Source organism: Verrucomicrobiota bacterium (assembly GCA_039192515.1).
In the GTDB taxonomy this organism is placed as follows: Bacteria; Verrucomicrobiota; Verrucomicrobiia; order Methylacidiphilales; family JBCCWR01; genus JBCCWR01.
Genome location: JBCCXA010000046.1, coordinates 1 through 18,847, shown reverse-complemented (window position 1 = coordinate 18,847; position 18,847 = coordinate 1). Strand labels below are relative to the sequence as shown.

The 18,847-nt window shown below is 42.1% G+C and carries 18 protein-coding genes and 1 riboswitch; of the genes, 11 read left to right on the top strand and 7 right to left on the bottom strand.

The window, feature by feature from the left end; all coding sequences use genetic code 11:
* Positions 1 to 268 precede the first annotated feature (268 nt).
* From AAGA18_14350 to AAGA18_14340, 3 genes are all read left to right on the top strand, one after another.
* Positions 269 to 1,348: a transposase gene (locus AAGA18_14350; GenBank protein MEM9446523.1), complete on the top strand. Its 1,080-nt coding sequence runs from the start codon at positions 269 to 271 to the stop codon at positions 1,346 to 1,348.
* A 196-nt stretch (positions 1,349 to 1,544) separates the two neighbouring features.
* Positions 1,545 to 2,417, top strand: a complete 873-nt coding sequence (locus tag AAGA18_14345) for a BNR-4 repeat-containing protein (GenBank protein ID MEM9446522.1) — start codon at positions 1,545 to 1,547, stop codon at positions 2,415 to 2,417.
* Between the two features lie 63 nt (positions 2,418 to 2,480).
* Complete coding sequence (locus AAGA18_14340; GenBank protein MEM9446521.1) at positions 2,481 to 2,816, top strand: hypothetical protein; 336 nt, start codon at positions 2,481 to 2,483, stop codon at positions 2,814 to 2,816.
* A gap of 191 nt (positions 2,817 to 3,007) precedes the next feature.
* Here AAGA18_14340 and AAGA18_14335 read toward each other — a convergent pair whose 3' ends face one another.
* From AAGA18_14335 to AAGA18_14315, 5 genes are all read right to left on the bottom strand, one after another.
* On the bottom strand, positions 3,008 to 4,000 hold the full coding sequence (locus AAGA18_14335; GenBank protein ID MEM9446520.1) for a hypothetical protein: 993 nt from the start codon (positions 3,998 to 4,000) through the stop codon (positions 3,008 to 3,010).
* Positions 4,001 to 4,006: 6 nt separating this feature from the next.
* On the bottom strand, positions 4,007 to 4,732 hold the full coding sequence (locus tag AAGA18_14330) for a lysophospholipid acyltransferase family protein (protein MEM9446519.1): 726 nt from the start codon (positions 4,730 to 4,732) through the stop codon (positions 4,007 to 4,009).
* A gap of 36 nt (positions 4,733 to 4,768) precedes the next feature.
* Positions 4,769 to 6,121: a sigma 54-interacting transcriptional regulator gene (locus AAGA18_14325; GenBank protein MEM9446518.1), complete on the bottom strand. Its 1,353-nt coding sequence runs from the start codon at positions 6,119 to 6,121 to the stop codon at positions 4,769 to 4,771.
* A 155-nt stretch (positions 6,122 to 6,276) separates the two neighbouring features.
* Positions 6,277 to 7,305: a glutaminyl-peptide cyclotransferase gene (locus AAGA18_14320; protein ID MEM9446517.1), complete on the bottom strand. Its 1,029-nt coding sequence runs from the start codon at positions 7,303 to 7,305 to the stop codon at positions 6,277 to 6,279.
* 68 nt (positions 7,306 to 7,373) lie between these two features.
* The gene (locus tag AAGA18_14315; GenBank protein ID MEM9446516.1) at positions 7,374 to 9,011 is read right to left on the bottom strand and encodes a hypothetical protein; all 1,638 of its coding nucleotides are present in this window, start codon (positions 9,009 to 9,011) and stop codon (positions 7,374 to 7,376) included.
* Between the two features lie 149 nt (positions 9,012 to 9,160).
* Between AAGA18_14315 and AAGA18_14310 the strand changes: the two genes are divergently transcribed.
* From AAGA18_14310 to AAGA18_14295, 4 genes are all read left to right on the top strand, one after another.
* Positions 9,161 to 9,952 (top strand): penicillin-binding transpeptidase domain-containing protein, encoded by a 792-nt coding sequence (locus AAGA18_14310; GenBank protein ID MEM9446515.1) that lies wholly within the window; start codon positions 9,161 to 9,163, stop codon positions 9,950 to 9,952.
* Between the two features lie 299 nt (positions 9,953 to 10,251).
* A riboswitch (TPP riboswitch) is annotated at positions 10,252 to 10,365 on the top strand.
* A 69-nt stretch (positions 10,366 to 10,434) separates the two neighbouring features.
* Positions 10,435 to 12,396 carry a phosphomethylpyrimidine synthase ThiC gene (gene thiC, locus AAGA18_14305; protein ID MEM9446514.1) on the top strand — a complete coding sequence of 654 codons (1,962 nt, stop codon included), beginning with the start codon at positions 10,435 to 10,437 and terminating at the stop codon, positions 12,394 to 12,396.
* Complete coding sequence (locus AAGA18_14300; GenBank protein ID MEM9446513.1) at positions 12,397 to 12,801, top strand: hypothetical protein; 405 nt, start codon at positions 12,397 to 12,399, stop codon at positions 12,799 to 12,801. It begins immediately after the preceding gene.
* Positions 12,791 to 13,522 (top strand): TIGR02206 family membrane protein, encoded by a 732-nt coding sequence (locus tag AAGA18_14295; protein ID MEM9446512.1) that lies wholly within the window; start codon positions 12,791 to 12,793, stop codon positions 13,520 to 13,522. Before AAGA18_14300 ends, AAGA18_14295 begins: the two co-directional genes overlap by 11 nt.
* 1 nt (position 13,523) lies before the next feature.
* On the opposite strand, the gene hisI is transcribed toward AAGA18_14295, so the two are convergent.
* Both hisI and AAGA18_14285 read right to left on the bottom strand, forming a co-directional pair.
* Entirely contained in the window at positions 13,524 to 13,961 is a 438-nt protein-coding gene (hisI, locus tag AAGA18_14290; GenBank protein MEM9446511.1) for a phosphoribosyl-AMP cyclohydrolase, read from the bottom strand.
* A 12-nt stretch (positions 13,962 to 13,973) separates the two neighbouring features.
* Complete coding sequence (locus AAGA18_14285) at positions 13,974 to 14,759, bottom strand: TIM barrel protein (protein MEM9446510.1); 786 nt, start codon at positions 14,757 to 14,759, stop codon at positions 13,974 to 13,976.
* A 544-nt stretch (positions 14,760 to 15,303) separates the two neighbouring features.
* On the opposite strand from AAGA18_14285, the gene AAGA18_14280 reads away from it, so the two are divergent.
* The 4 genes from AAGA18_14280 to AAGA18_14265 are packed head-to-tail and all read left to right on the top strand — an operon-like array spanning position 15,304 to position 18,370.
* Positions 15,304 to 15,525, top strand: a complete 222-nt coding sequence (locus AAGA18_14280; GenBank protein ID MEM9446509.1) for a hypothetical protein — start codon at positions 15,304 to 15,306, stop codon at positions 15,523 to 15,525.
* 60 nt (positions 15,526 to 15,585) lie between these two features.
* Positions 15,586 to 16,125 (top strand): bifunctional pyr operon transcriptional regulator/uracil phosphoribosyltransferase PyrR, encoded by a 540-nt coding sequence (pyrR, locus tag AAGA18_14275; protein MEM9446508.1) that lies wholly within the window; start codon positions 15,586 to 15,588, stop codon positions 16,123 to 16,125.
* Positions 16,122 to 17,084 carry an aspartate carbamoyltransferase catalytic subunit gene (locus AAGA18_14270; protein MEM9446507.1) on the top strand — a complete coding sequence of 321 codons (963 nt, stop codon included), beginning with the start codon at positions 16,122 to 16,124 and terminating at the stop codon, positions 17,082 to 17,084. Before pyrR ends, AAGA18_14270 begins: the two co-directional genes overlap by 4 nt.
* Positions 17,081 to 18,370, top strand: a complete 1,290-nt coding sequence (locus AAGA18_14265; GenBank protein ID MEM9446506.1) for a dihydroorotase — start codon at positions 17,081 to 17,083, stop codon at positions 18,368 to 18,370. The genes AAGA18_14270 and AAGA18_14265 overlap by 4 nt, the downstream gene beginning before the upstream one ends.
* Positions 18,371 to 18,847 lie beyond the last annotated feature (477 nt).

The following is an 18,847-nucleotide window of genomic DNA, read 5'->3' as shown; positions in this document are numbered from 1 at the left end:
CTTTTGAGGGGGTAAGGTCACACGCCCAAGCACATCAGTTTTTAATATCTCTGTCTCTTGTTCCATCAGTAATGTCTTATACTATCCTTTACGACTTTACCTATGCCATCCTCTTCGTAGGGCGCCAGATCTGACGCTTACGTCACTCCTGCGTAAGCGATCCATGAAGTGGGAATTAAAAGGGAATTAAAAGGGTCAGGGAATTAAAAGGGTCTGTCCCTATATATTTGAATTGACATCTCTTGCTTAGATTATAATTTGGAGGTTAATGAGAAGCGCGCGAATTAAGGTAGAGGATACGACAGCAGTTTATCATTGTATGAGTCGCTGTGTCGGTGGGATGTGGCTACTTAAAGAAACCGAAAAAGAGGTGCTTAGAAAGCAGATTTATCAGGTTGCTGCCTTTTGCGGAGTAGAAGTCATTACTTATACCATTATGAGTAATCATTTTCATGTTTTAGTCAGAGTCCCTTTAGATCAACTAGATAAGGAGATTTCCGATGCTGAATTAGTTCGTCGTTTTGCTCTTTTGTATCCCAGGCAGCCCAAGAAAGCAGAGTGTTTAGAATCATTGTTGAAACAAGGGGGAATCTTTGCTGATCAAGAACGAGAGAAAGCCCTAAAACGCATGGGGGATGTTTCTTTCTTTATGAAGGAGTTAAAACAGCGCTTTACCATTTGGTATAACCGTTCTCGTGCAGCCAAAGAGAATGGCGGTAAGAGGCGCTACGGAACGGTATGGGCCGAGAGATTCAAGAGTCTTTTAGTAGAAAATAGTGAAGCAGCACTACAGGCAGTGGCTGCTTATATTGATCTTAATAGTGTGAGAGCCAAGGTTGTCGTTGATCCCAAGGATTATCGCTGGTCTGGCTACGGACAGGCGGTAGGAGGATGTAAGCAAGCTCAAGTTGGTTTGAAGGCCATTTACAATCGAGTCAGGTGGGATGCCACACAGAGAGAGTATCGGAAGTTACTCTATTTAGAAGCCACTCATGTAACCAAAGCACAAGTGAAAGCCAAGGCGGGTGAACAAAAGGCAATAGCTTCTTATGACACTAAGCAGGTGAGGAAGGTGATAGATCAAGGAGGTAAGTTATCACTTCAAGAGGTATTACGATGTCGGGTCAGGTACATGAGTGATGGAGCAGTGCTTGGTAGTAAGGACTTTGTCAATGAGTGGTTTATCAAAAAGAAAGAGCAGGTCGCTCAACTGGCCAAAGACTATCAACTCGATACTTCAAACACCTCTACTTATGAAAAACGAAGTAGTGGCGCTCGCAAGATGTCGGGAGCTCATTGGGGAGAGCTTACTGTTTTCAGTGACCTGAAAAGAGAAGTTTTTGGGTAACCTAAAATGGATATGGAAGTTTTTAAGTTAGTTAAAAAGAAACAGACTTATTATCAAAGACTTGTTATCAATACATCTCGTAGTATAGGCTGACAAAAATAAGTAAACAAGGAAAGAGAATAACTTGGAGAAAACTGAGAAGATGAATATTAGCTGCTTACTATTAAAAAGTTTGTGTCTATTGGGGTTAATGTCAATGCATCATATAGGTGCTGCAGTAGATTATTTTGTGGATAATGGTTATAAGAAGCCATTTGATGTGACTTATCCTCATCCTAATTCGCATTATCATAACGGTGTTACTTATATTGCATATCAAGGATCTGATATGAATAACAACGATCCAAGTGTTTGTAGTTATAATCATATCACCGGGGTTTGGCGTGGGCCTGTGAGGATTGGTAATAATCCACTCCCTAATAGTGATTTACATGGCAAACCTTCCATTGTTGTAGATGATGAAGGTTACATTCATGTTGTCTTTGGTGGACACGGAGGAACCATAGGGCTTGCTGGATCAAATAAATTTGGTGGTTATAGTGATGGAGAGCTGAAACACTTAGTATCTAATTTTCCGGAAGATATTGGCTATGACGATAGCGATTGGACACGGCAGAATTCAGCACCTGGGGGTGGGTCCACTGGTCAAATTTCTGTGTACGCCACCTACCCTCAATTTATGAAAGTGACTAATGGTGATATTTACCTTTTCTGTAGACATGGTAATCATCATAGCGATTGGTCCTATCAGAAGTCTACTGACAATGGTATTAGTTGGAGTGGAGAAGTTTCCATTTTAAAACATAGTTATGTTGATACATGGTATGCATGGTTTAGTGTAAATGGCGATGTAATCGATTGTGTCTACAATTATCATCCGGGAGGATCAGGGAACTATCGCCAGAATATATATTATATGTACTTAGATACAACATCTGATTCGTGGTATAATGTCGAAGGTAAAAATCTTAATTCGAAGATACCTCTAAACTTGAAACAATCTAAGAAACGCACAAAGGTAAAAAGCACTAACCCCAAGAACTATGAAGTTAGCGGTATCATTTGCTGATCTGATCAAAATGGTATTCCTCATATCGTTTTTCAATATTATAACGATCAGGCTTATCACATAATGTGGGATGGTGATGATTGGACTAGTTATACTCATTTAACAACCAGTGACGCTATTGAGGAAAAGTCTTTTGATATTATTCCAATCTCATCTGTGCAGGTTAAAGCTTTAGTCAGGCGTCGTGATGCATTAGGAACCAGATTATCCTGGTGGACATTAGATCCTACTGGAAGTTACCGAAGTGAGGATGAGGTCATATTTATTGAAGGTTCTCACACATGTAAATTTGCTGCTATTCCAGAATTTTATCATGATGATGCAAAGGTGATGTTCTTCGAAAAGACCGATAGCAATAGGGTTAGAATATATTTGCACGGGGATAGTGGATTTAAATAATGAGCTGTTACTGCAAAAAAAGCTAAGGCCCCGAATACAGGTAGTTAAAAGCAACTCACTTGAAACATTCCTTATTAATGCTCATGTCTCTACTTTATACGGATTGGTGTCACGCGCACTTAAACTTTCCCTTCACTCTACTCATCCAAGCTCCCTATTTCCACAAGGTCAACTTTTAGGGGCTTACTGTGTCAGGGCCCAAAGTGAAATAAGTCAGGCATAAGTTTCTGTGCTAAGCGTAGAGATTCTGGCATGAGTTGGTAGCCAATATGTCCTTGGCGAAATTCTGCATAATGTGAACCTTTCCACTTGGTGTGTAGTTTTTGGATGCTTTTCGGTGGGGCAATGAGATCGAATTTTCCTGCAATAAGTAAGATGTGCTTATGCTCTAGTAAAGGTTTGTGATAAGAAGGGCAGAAGAGGCGTAAGATCCGGTTGATATCTTCCTGAGTAATATTTTCGCGGCGCAACTGTTGTCGCATGGTGAATGCTGCTGGAGATCGCCAAATAGCATGGTCGATATCTGTAATGGGCTCCAGTAACCAAGTAGTAGATATAGTATCCTCCAACAAAATAAGTAAGGATGAGATCCATCCTCCGTAACTAGTTCCCCACAATCCAATAAAGGGCACGCCTATTACTTTTAGTGAGCGGCAAACGTGGCGTAGTTCCACGACTGCTTGACGAATGCCCTCGGCTGTTCGGATAAGGTTGGCACTGAAAGCGATTTCACCACTTAGACAGCCTTTAGGGTTGCGACTATAGTGGTAGGGAAGATGAAAGAAGATAGCACTCCAACCTAAGCTATTCAATTTCTTAGCCCACATACGATAGCCGATGTCACTTACGGACATAACACCATGAAGCATAAACATGGCAGGAGATTCCCATCCTTTAGGTCCTAACCAGATGTCTGCATGAAGGTGGTTATTTTCTGTGAGTTCGCAAGGCATGGGTGAAGATTGCTCGTAAGATCCTTGGTTAGGAAAATCAATAGGTTTTAAATTTGAAGGTAGAGCATAGTACTGTTCCAGACTCTGATTCTCCCATTGCTCGACGTAATCAAGGAAATCTTGGCGTGAGTGTTTACCAGCGCGACATCTTGATTGTAGGACATTGATCATTCCAAAGGAAAGGCCATCAGTGACTTGTGACCAAGTGTCGTGAAGAAAAGACAGCATCATGCAAGGTTACTTTATCGGGCTATCAGAAGTTTGTCCCCATCTTTCTTGGGCTGTCTTAGGTAGAATTTCGGAGGTCAAGTTTTCGTTCTTGATGAGATTTTGATAGAGCTGTTTGATAGCCTTTTCCAACCTATGGTCAAGGTCAAGCCTTGCTTCTTTAGAAGGAAGCTGTTCATTGAGGATGAGTTTGGTGCCGAGCACCACGTAGACGGATGGGCGTTGTAAGACATTTTGCCAGCGATAGAGTTGATCTGTTCCAACAATAATAAAAGGCTGAACAGGACATTCTGCAAGGTGAGCTACAGCTCCAGCTCCAGGTGGTAAAGGCTTGCCTTCTAAGACGGAGTCTTGTCCGCTCCGAAGTCCTCCCTCCGGAAACATGCAAACGATATGGCCACGCTTGAGTCGTTTGACACATTCTTTTAGTGCAGATGAATCTGCCCTATGACGGTCAACTGGAAAGACATCGTTACCCATAAAATAACTTCGAGCAAGAGGGTGACTAAATAGTTCCTTCATAGCCATAAAATCCACTTTTTGAGGAAAAGCTCGGCATAGAAAAGGTGGGTCGAAATGGCTTATGTGGTTGCCTGCCAGGAGAACAGGCCCTTTTCCTAAGGAGAAAGCTCCTATGGTTTTAGGGCTTGATAGGATAGGAAGAACTATTCTTAGAGCAAGCCGGGTGAGGAAATAGTTGAACCGATGTCTTTGCGACTGATTAATACCAAGCATTCTAAAAATATTAGGAATAATGTGAGACTACTAGACTTACTTGGCAACGGTTTGTATGTCGAGCTGTTTGATGCGATGATTGAGAATTCTCGGAGTGGTTTTGAGAAGGCGTGCAGCATGAACTTGTCGTCCTCCTGCTTCGCTAAGTGCTTGAACAATGAGGCGTTTTTGCAGTTTGTTCACTTCTTCCTCTAGGCCTTCTGGACAGCCCGAAAGGACTGAAGTGTCACTATACACCTCTCGTTTGTCGGTGTAGATGAAATGAGGAAGCATACCTGGTAAAAGAGTTTGGCATTGTGTATTAAAGAGTAAACAGTAATCTATGACGGATCTTAGCTGGTCTAGGTTGAGAGGCCAATCAAAGGCCCTTAGGTCCTCTAGTGCTCTGGAGTCGATATTATTCATTTTTGCTGCCTCATGTTGTCCACGCTTTTCTTGAAGGAAGCTGTAAGCCAGCATGGGGATATCCTCTTTGCGCTCACGCAGAGGAATAGTATGAACGGTATTTTGCCTTAGAAGGGTTTTAAGCGCGGAGTAAGCTTCGTCATTTTCTCTACCGGCAGTTCCAGAAATTAACACTAAGGCATTAGAGGGAGTGGGAATTGGAGAGTTTTTTCGATAGATGTAACCTTCTCTGATGAAATGAACAAGAGCTTCTTTGATTTCCTTCGAGGCCGTTTGGAAGTCTTGAATGTGTAAGGTCGAAGAGTGAGCAGAATCAAATTTGCCTGGAATAATAGCTTGTTTCTTCTGGTCATAGGAGCCAAAGATTTTTTCGTAGCTATTAGGCATCTCTAGTTCAGAGGCTTTTACGGTGACTAAAAAATTATCGGACTTGGAGCTCAAGGAGTGGATATAGCGGGCGAGATGCTGTTTACCAGAGCCCTCCTCTCCCAATATGAGAATAGGCTCCTCTTTTGCTGCAAGCTGTATGACGTTGTTGCGAAGGTTTCTTAGGATTAAAGACTCACCTACTAGAGATAAAGGATGATTATCGGTCGCCTGAGTGTGTAAATCAAAGGCCAGTTGTTGGAGTAATAATTGTTTGTGAGCGTGTTCTAAGAGCTCTCGTAGATCCTGTTCCGTATCATCCTTTAGGATCAGGTAGGTAAAGGAAATTTGACTGAGCTCAGAAGCAAGTGGAGAATGTTGTTGTTCATGCCGACAGATGATGGGCAAGAAAGGGTAGTATCGCCGAACTTTATGTATGAAGTCGATAAGTGGCGAGGAAAGAAAGTCAATATCCGCAAATATGCTGTCGCAAGCTGTTTGTGCAATCAGTTGTGATGCTGTTTCCACACTGTTGACATTCAAAACATGGTAATGATGTGACAGTTGCTTGAGAGTATCTTGATTCGGGTCTTGTGCAATGGTCAGTAATGTTTCCATAGGAATGAAGCGGCTAGTACCAAAATTAGCGGCCAGTGCCGACTCGTTTAAGTGGATCTTTGCTATCTGCTAACGTATAAGCTTAATTCAAAAAAGCAAATTTATTATCATAACGATAATTGCATGCTAAGCGAATAAATTGTCTTCTGGATTTGTCATTCAGGACTGGGGCTAGTAGGAGATTCAGTCTTAATTTCGAAAAGTAATGGCCAGAATTTACCAGTGACCAAAATGGTGTCTTTTGCTTCGCGGTAGGCGATGCCGTTCATCACGTCAATGGGGCGTGATGATGCTTTTTTGATAGCTTGTTTCAATAAATCTGTTAGATCTAACCAAGCAGTAACATTTCCTCTAGAAGGGTCTATAATTGCAATTTTGTTGGTTCCCCAGATATTAGCCCAGATATTTCCCTTAATCCATTCGAGCTCATTAAGTTGAGTTATTTTCTTTTCTCCATCTTTGACTTGAAGTGTTTTTTCAATCTCAAAAGATTTGGGGTTTCTAAAAAAGAGGGAATCTGAACCATTGCTCATGATAAGCATTTTGCTATCGTTTGTGAGTCCCCAGCCTTGACCTTGATAATTGTAGGAACCAATAGGTTTGAAGTCCCTCACTCGATAAACGATGGCCTTCCCAGAAGTCCATGTAAGTTGGAAGAGCCTGTCTCCATAAATCGTAATGCCTTCGCCAAAGTACTTAGGGTTAAGATAGACTTTGTTTAAGGCTTTTCCAGTGGTTAGATTGATACAATAAAGAGCAGATCTTCCACGTAGGCCTGTTCCTTCATACAGTCGACCTTGATGCATTTCTAGTCCTTGAGTAAAGCTCGAGGAGTCATGTGGATACTTACGAACAACTTCATAGGAAAGGGTGGGGGCCTCTGCAGAAAGACTTGGTGTTGTCAATGTGGTGAGGAATAAAGGCAGTGATAGGGGGACGATTCTCAACATACCAACTAAGTTGAATCTAGGAAGACGCATTAGAGGCCTAAAAGTCTTTGCAAGATTTTGGCTCCGAGAAACATTAAGTCTGGCAGAGGGACTAGCTTTTAAGATATATGTCCACACCACTGCTGATCGGGCACTCTGCGCAGCTAATGGCTTGGCTTTAGTTTGTTCATAAGAGCTACGCTCTGAGAGTACGATTGAGACACTTTCCTCGACTTTCTTTTCGCTTTGGCTCATGCGTTTAGGTATCTCGTTCAACTTTTATGGATCATACGGATTAAACTCGGCTTATCCATAATTAATAATTAGAAACGCCCGCAAATAGTAACTTTTAAGCCAAGTTTTTGCAAGGCAACGCCCTTGACTCTTAATGCTCGAGTAGCATCTTCTCGTGTAGGAGCATAACCGATCTGAACACGTCTGGATCGATGGCGTGCCAACATCTGATCTCTTGTGATGCCGGGCAGTGCGGCGGGCATGTAGGAGTGGTCTTTGGGAACAAGGGCCTCCATAGACTGATATTGTTTCTTCGTCAATAAGGGGATTTGAATAAGCCCTAGATCAGCGCGAAGGCGATCATCCTCAAAATAGATATTACTCCAAACTCCCCAGCCTGCTTTACAAGTTAAGTGGACTGACTTACCCTTTTGCTTTTCATCTAGGTAGCAAGCAGCAAAATTGCTTTGGAGGTGCGAGGGTGGTGGGGTGCCATGACAAGTAAGTATCCATACAAAGGTCATGGTTTCTTGGTCCTCAATGTGCAGACCCCAAAATATATTGTAAGACCAAGTTTCTGGAGCAAAGCCCAATCGGTTCCATACTTTGTTCGTAACGATAGAGTCAAAACCAGCGAACTCATCGGCTTGCGTAAAGTAAGGCAGCGCTTGGCCGGAAAAGAGTTCTTTACGAGTGCCAATGCGATAGACTGGTGGTCGATCGACGTTATTGAGTAAAGATTCGAAAAATTCTATTTTCTGATCCTGAGCAGGCGTATGGGGTCTATTTTGGATACCTATAGATGAACAACCGTATTTATGTGCTAAGCGAACAGCTGCCACATAGTATTTGGCTTGTTGAAATAGAGTATCTTGTTTGTAGTGACCGTTGCCATTTGTTTGCTCTTTATAATCAATGGGTGCAGCACCATTTTTTTTATTTGTTCCGTTGGTATCCAGAGTAATTGGAAGGCCTCTTTTTTTTAGCCATAGAAGCACGCGCTTTGCTTCTGGCTCCGAGACCCTATCTATTTCATGATGAAAGGTTAAGTGGCTAAGTCTTTCCTTAAAAATGCCTGAGGCGCATAGCAGGTGATCAGGTACAATCGTTTGGCAACCACCTTTCCAACCTTCATTGACGATCCCCATAATCGCTTTATCAGTTTTAAGCTCACGAGCCATCTCTTCACCCATTTTGCGCGTTAGCTTGGGAATAGTTTTATTCCTAAACTGCCTAGTATGTGGAGTGGAATGCTTAATCTTACCACTCTGTAACCACAATGAGAGTTTGGATTGAAAGACTGGGTTATGAAGGTCGTCTGTCCAAAGGGTATTGAATTTAATGGAAGAGCGTTTGAGTGCTCCATTAAGTTCCAACATAGCGGGAAGGCCCTGCGACATGCCATCCCAAAGGGAAAAGGTTAGCAGGTTAATTTCGCGATCGTATACTGCGCTGATAATGTGCTGAGAGCATTGTAAGATAGTTGAAACAAGGATAACGGGTGCCTCGCGCGGGATAGAACGAAAGACTTCCAATCCATAGTGTTGGCTATCAATGAACCCATGTTGTTTAGTACGATCAAATGAGTGAGCACGCTTGGTCTTATAACCTTCCTTGTGTAAAATTTCCGAAAGCTGTTGTTCAATAGCAACTTGATGCGCCTCTGCATATTGATTGGCAGACTGACACGAGTCGCCATTAGCCACTAGATAAACAATTTTTTTCATGCAAGATTCGTAAACAACGGGGAAACTAATACTTAACACTTAAAATTTTCTCGCAATAAAAAAGCATTTAGATATTCACATTTTTGGATTTCAGTCTTTCGAAAGCCATAAAATACTGTAGATACTTAAGACATCATGAGGATTGGTTTATGAAAATTTTTTATAGATCTAGTACCTTTATGCCTTGTGCTATTTCTACCTTGGCGTTTTTCATTATGGTTTATGAGAAGCTAGAAGCAAAAAGAGGTGATTTCGTCATCCTTCAGTCCGTGAATCAGGACGTTATGCCAAAAGTAAGCGGTAATAAGAAACAACTTACACGTATGGTTAGTCCGGCTTCTACTTTTAAAATCATAATCTCTTGGGCCGGAATAGAAGAAGGTAAGGTATCTGCTACTACTTTACACAGAGTAAAAGATGGGCACGTTCCTGATACGCCTCGGGAGATCAACTTACATGAAGCGATGTATTATTCGAGCAATGATTATTTTACATGGTTATCAAGGAAAATTGGCGAAGCAGAGTTGGCGACATATATACGTAAATCAAATATATCTGCAACGGAGATAGCGGATGATTGGCTTAAGGGTAAATGGCAAGATGCTAAAAAGGGTGGAGATCTCAAAGTAAATGCAGAAGCTCAGCATCGTTTCATTAAAGAAATGATGAGAGGCCAGATAACAAGTAGTCCCGCTGTTCATCAGCAGGTTCTTAAGGTTATGGAGTGGCCTTCTGCCATAAAGGGTACTCGAGTTTTTGGTAAAACAGGGGTTTGGGGTGGTGCTGTTTGGTTTAACGGTTTTGGTATTAAAGAAGGCCAATCAAAGGCAGTTACGGTTTTGTATGAAGGTAGTATTGCAGAACGTCATGGCGCAATAGCTGCTTTCTACAGACAGTTTGAGATGCAACCATTGGCACCAAGTGAAGGCTTCTTTGAATAGTGAGTGTTTCACCCTCCTTAACTTCTGATGATCTTACAGAAGTTGAACGAGATGCATAAAAGGTTGAGGTACGAGAAAAAGAGATTTGACGGAGATGTATCCATTGCATCGTCTGAGTGTAGATCTTAAAAGTAAGCGAAGGCGAAGGGATCAAGCGCACGGACCACCAATCAAAAAAGAGCTGGTACATGAGTCTCAAAAAGGTAACACTTCCAGTAGACAGTATGTTCCTTGAGGCCGAGATTTTACACAGATCATTAAATCTTTTTTGTTGAGCTTTAGTTGGAGTTTTTTTAAAGTCCCAATGAGTGGGGGGTCTGCCGCTGCAGGCTGAGATTTTTGGTTGATCGCCAAATGACCCTTTGAACCTGATGCGGGTCATGCCGTCGTAGGAAAAATAGGTGCACTAATTGTTCATTTAAGGCTGTCTTTACGGTCGATTTTCCCGGCTAATCCCGTCATACAAATGATTGGAAGTAAGTATGATTGCAAAGAGTGAAGATGTTGAGCACAGCCAAAATGTCCATTTCCCTAAGTCAAAAAAGGTCTATGTGGAAGGGAGCCAGCCTGGGGTTCGGGTTCCTTTTCGCGAAGTTGAGCTAAGCCCTACGAAAACGCCATTCGGCAAAATAGAGCCTAATGATTCGGTACGCATCTATGATACAAGCGGACCTTGGGGAGATGAATCTTATTCTGGCGATGTTAAGAAAGGTCTATCTGCTCTTAGAAGAGAATGGATTTTACAGCGTGGCGATGTTCAAGAGTATGAAGGCAGGAAAGTAAAGCCAGAGGACAATGGTTACCTCACAGAAGGACATGAAGCCTATGCAGCGAAGAGCGACAAACGCAAAAATCGCTTAGAAAAGTATCCAGGACTGAAGAGAAAACCATTGAGAGCAAAGGACTATAAAAATGCTCCAGTTACTCAGTTGCATTACGCACGTCAAGGCATTGTCACTCCGGAAATGGAATTCATAGCCATTCGAGAAAATACTAAACTACAGGCGGCTAAAGAAACGCTTGCTATGCGTGAGCCAGAAGCTTTTGGCAAAAATGGAGTTCGTCATCAAGTCAATCTTCAACATCCTGGGCAGCCGTTTGGTGCGGAAATTCCTGATGAAATTACCCCGGAATTCGTCCGTGATGAAGTCGCCAAAGGTCGCGCTATTATACCTAGCAACATCAATCACCCCGAGCTAGAGCCTATGATTATTGGTCGCAACTTTCTTGTTAAGATTAACGCCAACATTGGTAACAGTGCCGTAGCATCTTCTATTGAAGAGGAAGTAGAAAAGATGCGGTGGTCCACTTTATGGGGAGCGGATACAGTCATGGATCTCTCAACTGGTAAAAACATCCATGAGACTCGCGAATGGATAATCAGAAATTCTCCAGTTCCTATCGGAACGGTTCCCATTTACCAGGCGCTTGAAAAAGTAAATGGTAAGGCTGAAGAGCTCACTTGGGATATTTACCGCGATACCCTCATCGAACAAGCTGAACAAGGTGTTGATTATTTTACCATTCACGCAGGTGTGCTACTCCGCTTTATACCCATGACAGCGGGAAGAATGACAGGAATTGTGAGCCGTGGTGGTTCGATTATGGCAAAATGGTGTTTAGCACATCACCAAGAAAATTTCTTATATTCCCATTGGAATGAGATATGTGAAATTATGGCGATGTATGATGTAAGTTTTTCGATAGGAGATGGATTACGTCCCGGGTCTATTGCCGATGCGAATGATGAAGCACAGTTTGGTGAACTAAAAGTCCAGGGGGACTTAGTGAAGATTGCATGGAAGCATGGTGTGCAAGCGATGTGCGAAGGTCCGGGACATGTTCCTATGCATATGATTCAAGAGAACATGGAAAAGCAGTTAGAGTGGTGTCATGAAGCTCCTTTTTATACACTTGGACCTTTAACTACTGACATAGCACCTGGCTATGACCATATTACTTCTGGTATTGGAGCAGCTTTAATTGGTTGGTACGGATGTGCCATGCTTTGTTATGTGACTCCCAAAGAACATCTGGGGTTGCCCAATAAGAAGGATGTTAAGGATGGAGTGATGGCTTATAAAATTGCTGCTCACGCTGCGGACTTAGCAAAAGGACACCCAGCAGCGCAGTATCGCGACAATGCCTTGAGCAAGGCACGTTTTGAATTCAGGTGGGAAGATCAATTCAATTTGTCATTAGACCCTGAGACCGCATTACAGTTTCATGATGAAACATTGCCTCAGGATGGGGCAAAAGCGGCACATTTCTGCTCAATGTGTGGGCCGCATTTTTGTTCAATGAAGATTACAGAAGAGGTCCGGCAGTATGCTGCTGAGAAAGGGATCACAGCCCAAGACTCAATAAAAGAGGGTATGAAGGAAAAGAGCCAGGAATTTGTAGATAAGGGAAGTGAGGTTTATCTTAAGAATGCTGCTTGCTAGATGAGAGTCTTTCCGGACCGTATAAGCTCAAAGGTAATCTTCGTTTGTCTTACTTTTTTACTAGCTTTGACTGTTTTAGGGAGTGCGCAGCCCTGGAAATCAAAGAATAAACATTCGTCTGTAAGTAAGGACAGGATAACTGCTCTTGAGGAGAAAGTCGAACGCTTAGAGGGAAGAATAGAAAAACCTCTATGGGTGACGGGCATTCTTTTTCTATATGCATCTGTCGCGGCAATCTGGGCTCAAAGCACTGATCGCAATGCTAAGAAATGGTTTATTTTAGGGGCTCTCTTAAATGTGGTGACCATGATAGCAATTATTATGATCAACATCAGAGACAAGGCCAACCAGAAAAGAAATCTCATGAGTCTCGGCCATTCTAAGAAAAAACCGGATGCAGCGTGACTTTACAATATTCGGCATCGAGCACTGGATAGTTATCATTTTAACCATAGTCATCCCATTTGGGTTAGGGCATTGGGTTCGTGCCAGCACTCAAGGAATTCACTCCAAAGTTTGCAAAAACATCTGTTATGGATGGGCAGCGGTCTTTGTTATCAATAAGTTTATTCAACTTTGGTGGACGTGGGAACAAGGAGTATTAAGCCTACAAAATGGGCTTCCTTTGCACCTTTGTGATTGGGCAACGCTAACTGCTGTTCTTACCCTTATTTTTCGTTGGCATCTAACATATGAACTGACTTTTTTTTGGGCTCTTACCGGAACCATTAATGCTGTCATGACACCGGATTTAAATGAGAGTTTTCCACATTTGCGCTTTATCTGTTTCTTTGTTTCCCATTCTGGACTGATTGCAGTAGTGATCTTTTTGACCTACGGTATGAGGTGGAGACCCACCTGGAGTTCTTTGTGGAAAGCTTTTCTTGGATGCCAGGTTTACTTTATGTTTGTGCAAAGCATTAATTGGCTGATTGATGCAAATTATGGTTACCTTATGGCAAAACCTGCCAATCCTTCCATGCTCGATTACCTAGGCCCATGGCCTTGGTATATACTCAGTATGGAAGTGCTGTGTTTGGCTTTTTTTCTCATTTACTATGCGCCATTTGCTCTAGCAGATTGGCTACGAGCTAAAAGATGCCGCAAAATAAATGCAGAGGATTAGATTACATGGCAGGGTGCTGATTCATCTTGAGCGCTATGGGCTTATCTAGCTCTGGAGTCTCCAAAACAACGGTGCGGTAGAAGCAGGAAGGGTAGCCGACATGACAGGCTCCTCCTCCTTGCTGCTCAACTCTTAGCCAAATGCTATCTTGATCACAGTCTACTCGTATTTCTTTGACAATTTGATATTGCCCTGAACTAGCCCCTTTGTGCCAGAGTTCTTTTCGACTGCGACTATAATATACGGCTTGCTTGATCCTTACGGTTTTACAAAGTGCCTCTGCATTCATGTAAGCTTGCATGAGCAGAACGCCTGTATAGTAATCCGTCGTGATAACTGGAATAAGGCCTTGATCATCAAATCTTGGCGCTAGTGCTAATCCTTTTTCGAGGGCCGATTGGTTATCGCGTGATCCAAAATATCTACTAAACTCCAGCATATGGAGCCGACATTAGAGACTGATTTCCAGTTCTTCAAGCAGTCGATGCAAGGTCTTACAATCTTCCAAAAATTGATCAGGAGACTTATCTTTTACGAACTCTAATAGAAGATAATGTAACTGATCACTGGTGAGAAGTTCATTAAAGCAGCGAGTCCAAAGCTCTGAAGCCTCATCCAAAGCTTGCCTTTCTCCGGTTTGGTAATCAATGGAATTGATATGAACGTTAGATAAAGAATAGACTAGACTCTCAAGTTCTTCTACACACTCTTCAAGAGTGTTTTTGGCTTGTGGTTGCCAGTAGGTTTTGTAGTTCGGGTGATTAACTTGATCTAAAAAATCTAGAGCAGCCTCAAGCGAATCATTAAGTGTGTTATCTCTATATTCTACGGCAAGAGTTACTCCCGCTTGTTCGGCAACTTCACAAATTTGACGTGTTTCATCGTATATCCATTTTTTTTGTGAATCCTTGGCATTTGCATAGCTCTGCGAACCTGCCCAAACTCGTAAAGTTGGAGCGGAGAGTTCACATGCAGTATCCAGAACTTTAGAGAAATTCAGGCCTTGTGAGTCACTCACTCCTATTTGATAATAAGAGCCATAAGATGAAACTCTAAGTCCTGCTTCCTTGGTGAGTTTACTGACCTCCTTGGCTGTTTTAAGGTGGCCATGCGGAACGTGTATATCACCTCCCCATTCAATTGCTAGGAGATTGCCCTTTTGAGCTAGAGAGATGATTTCTTGTGGTTTTGATTGGCGAAAGGTAATGGAGGTCAGGCCAGTAATAAGTTGAGGCATTTTGATGAAAATATAAAATCTTTCAAAGATCTGAAAGAACAAAGAGGATCTTTTTCATATGAAAAAGGACGATGTCATAGAAAATGAAGGAGATCGGTAAAAGTTTGAGCCCCGAGAAACATCGAATCACCTCTGCAGTATCACTTTTTCAGCATAATTGCAGATAAGAACTCATGTTGTCGACAGAACATTCTGGATTGTCATGAGATTCATGTAGCCTACTTAGCAATTCTAAGAGATGGGATGAGTGGTCCATTAAGATCCAGGACTGCATGCCCTAAGTAAGTACGTGTAAAAGAGGATAAATAAACGCAAAATCAATACGTTTACGTGTTTTTTGTTGGGTAATTGCCAAAACGAACGAAAAAAGCAACTTTCGATTGATAGCCTGAGTCTCTTGTTTTTACGAATAATCAACTGATTATGTTAAGTGAAGCTTAAATATTTTAAAAAATAGGAGTTTCTATAAATGGTTGTTAAAATCGCAAGATTTTTATGATGTTGACAGCAGTAGCTTCCGGGTTAAATTCACGTGTAGGTTTTCATGAATAACGAGTCTAGCGATCCAGAAAGTTATTTTAAAAATTCCGCTTTATACCGCGAATTTTTGGCAGAGAGAGAAGAAATATTGAGGCATAAGTGGCTCGAAAGTGAAAAGTTAGGCCATGATATTGGATTTGAAAAAGCGCTTCTTGATTGGATCGTTAAACATCGAGCTCTTTGGCGAAATAAAAGACAGGCGAGTTCAGTTGAGAACAGCAAGTAAATGGTATGTCTAGCAACTGACCTTTAATACAGTCCAGTGAGGCTGTAAAGGGAGAATTAAATGTCGGAAAACGTTATCTTGGATGAACACGGCTTGCGTCGATGTCTAAATCGTATTGCCCATGAAATAATCGAACAAAATCCTGGCGATATACCTATTGGATTCATTGGACTGCACACCAGAGGGGTCCCTATAGCAAAAAGATTACGGGATCTTGTTTCCAAATTTGACCCCCAGCGCACCGTGCATGAAGTGGGAGAACTAGACATCACATTTCATCGTGATGATATTCAAGAAGAGTTGGTTTTACCAAAAGGTACCGAAATTCCATTCAATATCGAGGATCAGATAGTCGTCTTGGTAGATGACGTTTTATACACGGGCCGTACAGTGAGAGCGGCACTGAATGCCATGATCGATTTGGGTCGAACAAAGGCTATTCGCTTAGCTATACTCGTTGATAGAGGGCATAGAGAGCTTCCCATACGAGCAGATTATGTTGGTAAGAATATTCCCACTGCACACAATGAACGCATCCTCGTTCAACTTGAGGAGATAGACGGCAAGGATAATGTACTTTTGGAAAGGACAGAGTTATGAAGTGGGCCAAGAAGGACCTCCTAGCCATTAGTGATCTATCAAGTGAAGAATTGTTGATCTTATTAGATACCACCGCCTCTTTTAAAGAAATTATTTCGCGAGCTATTAAAAAGGTCCCATCTTTACGCGGTAAAACAGTTGTTAATTTATTTGTCGAACCAAGTACTCGGACACGCTGTAGCTTTGAATTAGCCGCTCAACGGCTTAGTGCGGATGTTATTAGTATAGAAAAGAGTGTGAGTAGTTTTACTAAGGGGGAAACCCTCAAAGATACGGCTCTCAATTTACAAGCTCTTAATGCGGACTTTATTATATTAAGACATAAGTCTCCAGGGGCTGCTTTGTTTTTAGCAGAAAGGCTTCAGGCATCTGTTATAAATGCTGGTGATGGACCACATGAGCATCCTACACAAGCGTTGTTAGATGTATTTACTGCTAGAGAGAAGCTAGGAGATCTTAAGGGCAAACACTTCATTATTTTAGGAGATATTCTTTTTAGTAGAGTTGCCCGCTCTAATATATGGGCGCTGCTTAAGCTTGGAGCAAGGGTTACACTAGTTGGACCCACTACTTTGCTTCCCGAGGTTTTCAGAGAAGTCGGAGTAGACGTTTGTCATAACTTAGATGAGGTCTTGCCCGAAGCGGATGCTATTAACCTCTTAAGAATTCAGCAAGAGCGCCAGCAAGCAACCTTATTTCCTTCACTTGGAGAGTATACAAAACTTTTTGGCCTAAATATGGAGCGATTTAAACGCTGCAAGCCAGACGTTCTTATCATGCATCCTGGACCTATTAATAGAGGTGTTGAAATTTCAAGCGAGTTAGCAGATTGTGAGAACTCTGTGATTCTAGACCAGGTGACCAATGGTTTGGCTGTTCGTATGGCCGTGATGTTTTTGTTAAGTGGGGGGCAACTTCCTAAGATCAAAGAGGATGCTAGGAAGGGAACGAGTAAATGAATGCTCTAGTGCTTAAAGGTGGTCGCGTTATTGACCCTTCACAGGGAGTTGATGAAAAAAGAGACCTGTATATTTGTGACAGCAAGGTAGTGAGAACCTTGTCAGAGCAACCTGATGTCATCGATGTGTCGGGAAAAATTGTCTGTCCTGGGCTTATAGACATACACGTTCATTTAAGGGAACCTGGGCAAGGAGCAAAAGAAACAATTCAGACTGGTTCATGGTCGGCAGCAGCCGGAGGTTTTACATCGGTCGTTGCCATGCCTAATACAAATCCGGTAGCTGACGGTCCTGACACTATTGCTTGGATTAAACAAAGAGCTGCCCAGCTCGCAGTGGTAAATGTTTTCCCAACGGGCTGTATTTCCAAAGACATGGCTGGAGAGTTTCTTTCTCCTATCGGACAGCTTAAATCCGCTGGTGTTGTAGCAATTACTGATGATGGTAAGTGTATTCAAAACAATGATTTGATGCGAAGAGCACTCCAATACGCCACGATGTTTGATCTTCCCATTATGGATCACTGCCAGGATGCCGATTTATCGAATGGCGGAGTCATGAATGAGGGCTATTGGTCAACTGTTCTGGGTTTGAAGGGGTGGCCCAATATAGCGGAGGAAATTATAGTAGCGCGCAATGCAATGCTTGCGGAGCTAACAGGAGCCCATATTCACTGTCAGCATCTTTCTGCAGCAGGTTCAGTACGCATTTTAAGACAAGCTAAAGCTCGAGGTATTCCTATTTCAGGTGAGATTTGTGCGCATCACATTGTTCTGACAGATGAATGTCTCAAAACATACGATAGCAATTTCAAAATGAATCCTCCTTTGAGAACACAAGCTGACATTGATGCACTCATTGAAGGAGTAGGGGATGGCACCATCGAATATTTAGCAAGTGATCATGCGCCACATTGCGAGTTTGAAAAAGAAGTGGAATTAGATGATGCTCCTTTTGGTATTCTTGGCCTTGAAACGGAAGTAGGGATCTACCTAAAATACCTGGTTCATGCCAAGATTATAAGCCTTCATGAAATGATACGTCGCATGACGATCGTGGCTTCAGATCTATGCGGCCTTCATAAAGGAACGCTCAAGGTTGGATCTGATGCAGATATTACGGTCTTAGATCCTGATTTAGAATGGACGGTGGACAAACACCAGTTCTTGTCTAAAGCTAGAAACACACCTTTCCATGAGCACCAGCTTAAAGGCCGTGCCACCATGACCATCGTGGGTGGAAAAATCGTCTGGTCACTTGAGAATGGTTTAGTCAGTCACTCATGAGAATAGGCTCTAATTTATTTTAGGCCTTGTCATATAGAGATGGATCCAGCATTCATGCTTTTATTGAGGCAATATGTTTTGCAGATTTTTAAGTTACAATGTTTTCATTCTGGTTTAGGAACTTTGATTCCCTTCGACATAAGAAGTTTTTTACTAACCAGCATGATACCTAGGGATAAGATCAGAAACCTGCTTCCTTCTGGGCTCTGATAAAATCATAGCGAACCCCTAAAAGCATTCGATAAGTGCAAAAAGAAAAGGAGAGTATTTTTGAATTCATTTTGTCTTACCCAGGTTCAACCGGGGTATCCTGGAGATTGAATTATATATAGATTCTTCCGCCTGATATCGGTGCTGATTCTAACACCAAGGGACCAGACTGATCTCTAGAAGTTTTTACCGATCAAGTCAGAGAATGAAAACTTGGATTAGGTCCTCTTAATTAGAAAAATCACTGATCTAAAATCTAGTTTGTTT

Bases quoted from the DNA above. Each gene is read 5' to 3' on its own strand.
- AAGA18_14350 (MEM9446523.1), top strand. From the start codon at position 269: ATGAGAAGCGCGCGAATTAAGGTAGAGGATACGACAGCAGTTTATCAT.
- AAGA18_14345 (MEM9446522.1), top strand. From the start codon at position 1,545: ATGCATCATATAGGTGCTGCAGTAGATTATTTTGTGGATAATGGTTAT.
- AAGA18_14340 (MEM9446521.1), top strand. From the start codon at position 2,481: ATGTGGGATGGTGATGATTGGACTAGTTATACTCATTTAACAACCAGT.
- AAGA18_14335 (MEM9446520.1), bottom strand. From the start codon at position 4,000: ATGATGCTGTCTTTTCTTCACGACACTTGGTCACAAGTCACTGATGGC.
- AAGA18_14330 (MEM9446519.1), bottom strand. From the start codon at position 4,732: ATGCTTGGTATTAATCAGTCGCAAAGACATCGGTTCAACTATTTCCTC.
- AAGA18_14325 (MEM9446518.1), bottom strand. From the start codon at position 6,121: ATGGAAACATTACTGACCATTGCACAAGACCCGAATCAAGATACTCTC.
- AAGA18_14320 (MEM9446517.1), bottom strand. From the start codon at position 7,305: ATGAGCCAAAGCGAAAAGAAAGTCGAGGAAAGTGTCTCAATCGTACTC.
- AAGA18_14315 (MEM9446516.1), bottom strand. From the start codon at position 9,011: ATGAAAAAAATTGTTTATCTAGTGGCTAATGGCGACTCGTGTCAGTCT.
- AAGA18_14310 (MEM9446515.1), top strand. From the start codon at position 9,161: ATGAAAATTTTTTATAGATCTAGTACCTTTATGCCTTGTGCTATTTCT.
- thiC (MEM9446514.1), top strand. From the start codon at position 10,435: ATGATTGCAAAGAGTGAAGATGTTGAGCACAGCCAAAATGTCCATTTC.
- AAGA18_14300 (MEM9446513.1), top strand. From the start codon at position 12,397: ATGAGAGTCTTTCCGGACCGTATAAGCTCAAAGGTAATCTTCGTTTGT.
- AAGA18_14295 (MEM9446512.1), top strand. From the start codon at position 12,791: ATGCAGCGTGACTTTACAATATTCGGCATCGAGCACTGGATAGTTATC.
- hisI (MEM9446511.1), bottom strand. From the start codon at position 13,961: ATGCTGGAGTTTAGTAGATATTTTGGATCACGCGATAACCAATCGGCC.
- AAGA18_14285 (MEM9446510.1), bottom strand. From the start codon at position 14,759: ATGCCTCAACTTATTACTGGCCTGACCTCCATTACCTTTCGCCAATCA.
- AAGA18_14280 (MEM9446509.1), top strand. From the start codon at position 15,304: ATGAATAACGAGTCTAGCGATCCAGAAAGTTATTTTAAAAATTCCGCT.
- pyrR (MEM9446508.1), top strand. From the start codon at position 15,586: ATGTCGGAAAACGTTATCTTGGATGAACACGGCTTGCGTCGATGTCTA.
- AAGA18_14270 (MEM9446507.1), top strand. From the start codon at position 16,122: ATGAAGTGGGCCAAGAAGGACCTCCTAGCCATTAGTGATCTATCAAGT.
- AAGA18_14265 (MEM9446506.1), top strand. From the start codon at position 17,081: ATGAATGCTCTAGTGCTTAAAGGTGGTCGCGTTATTGACCCTTCACAG.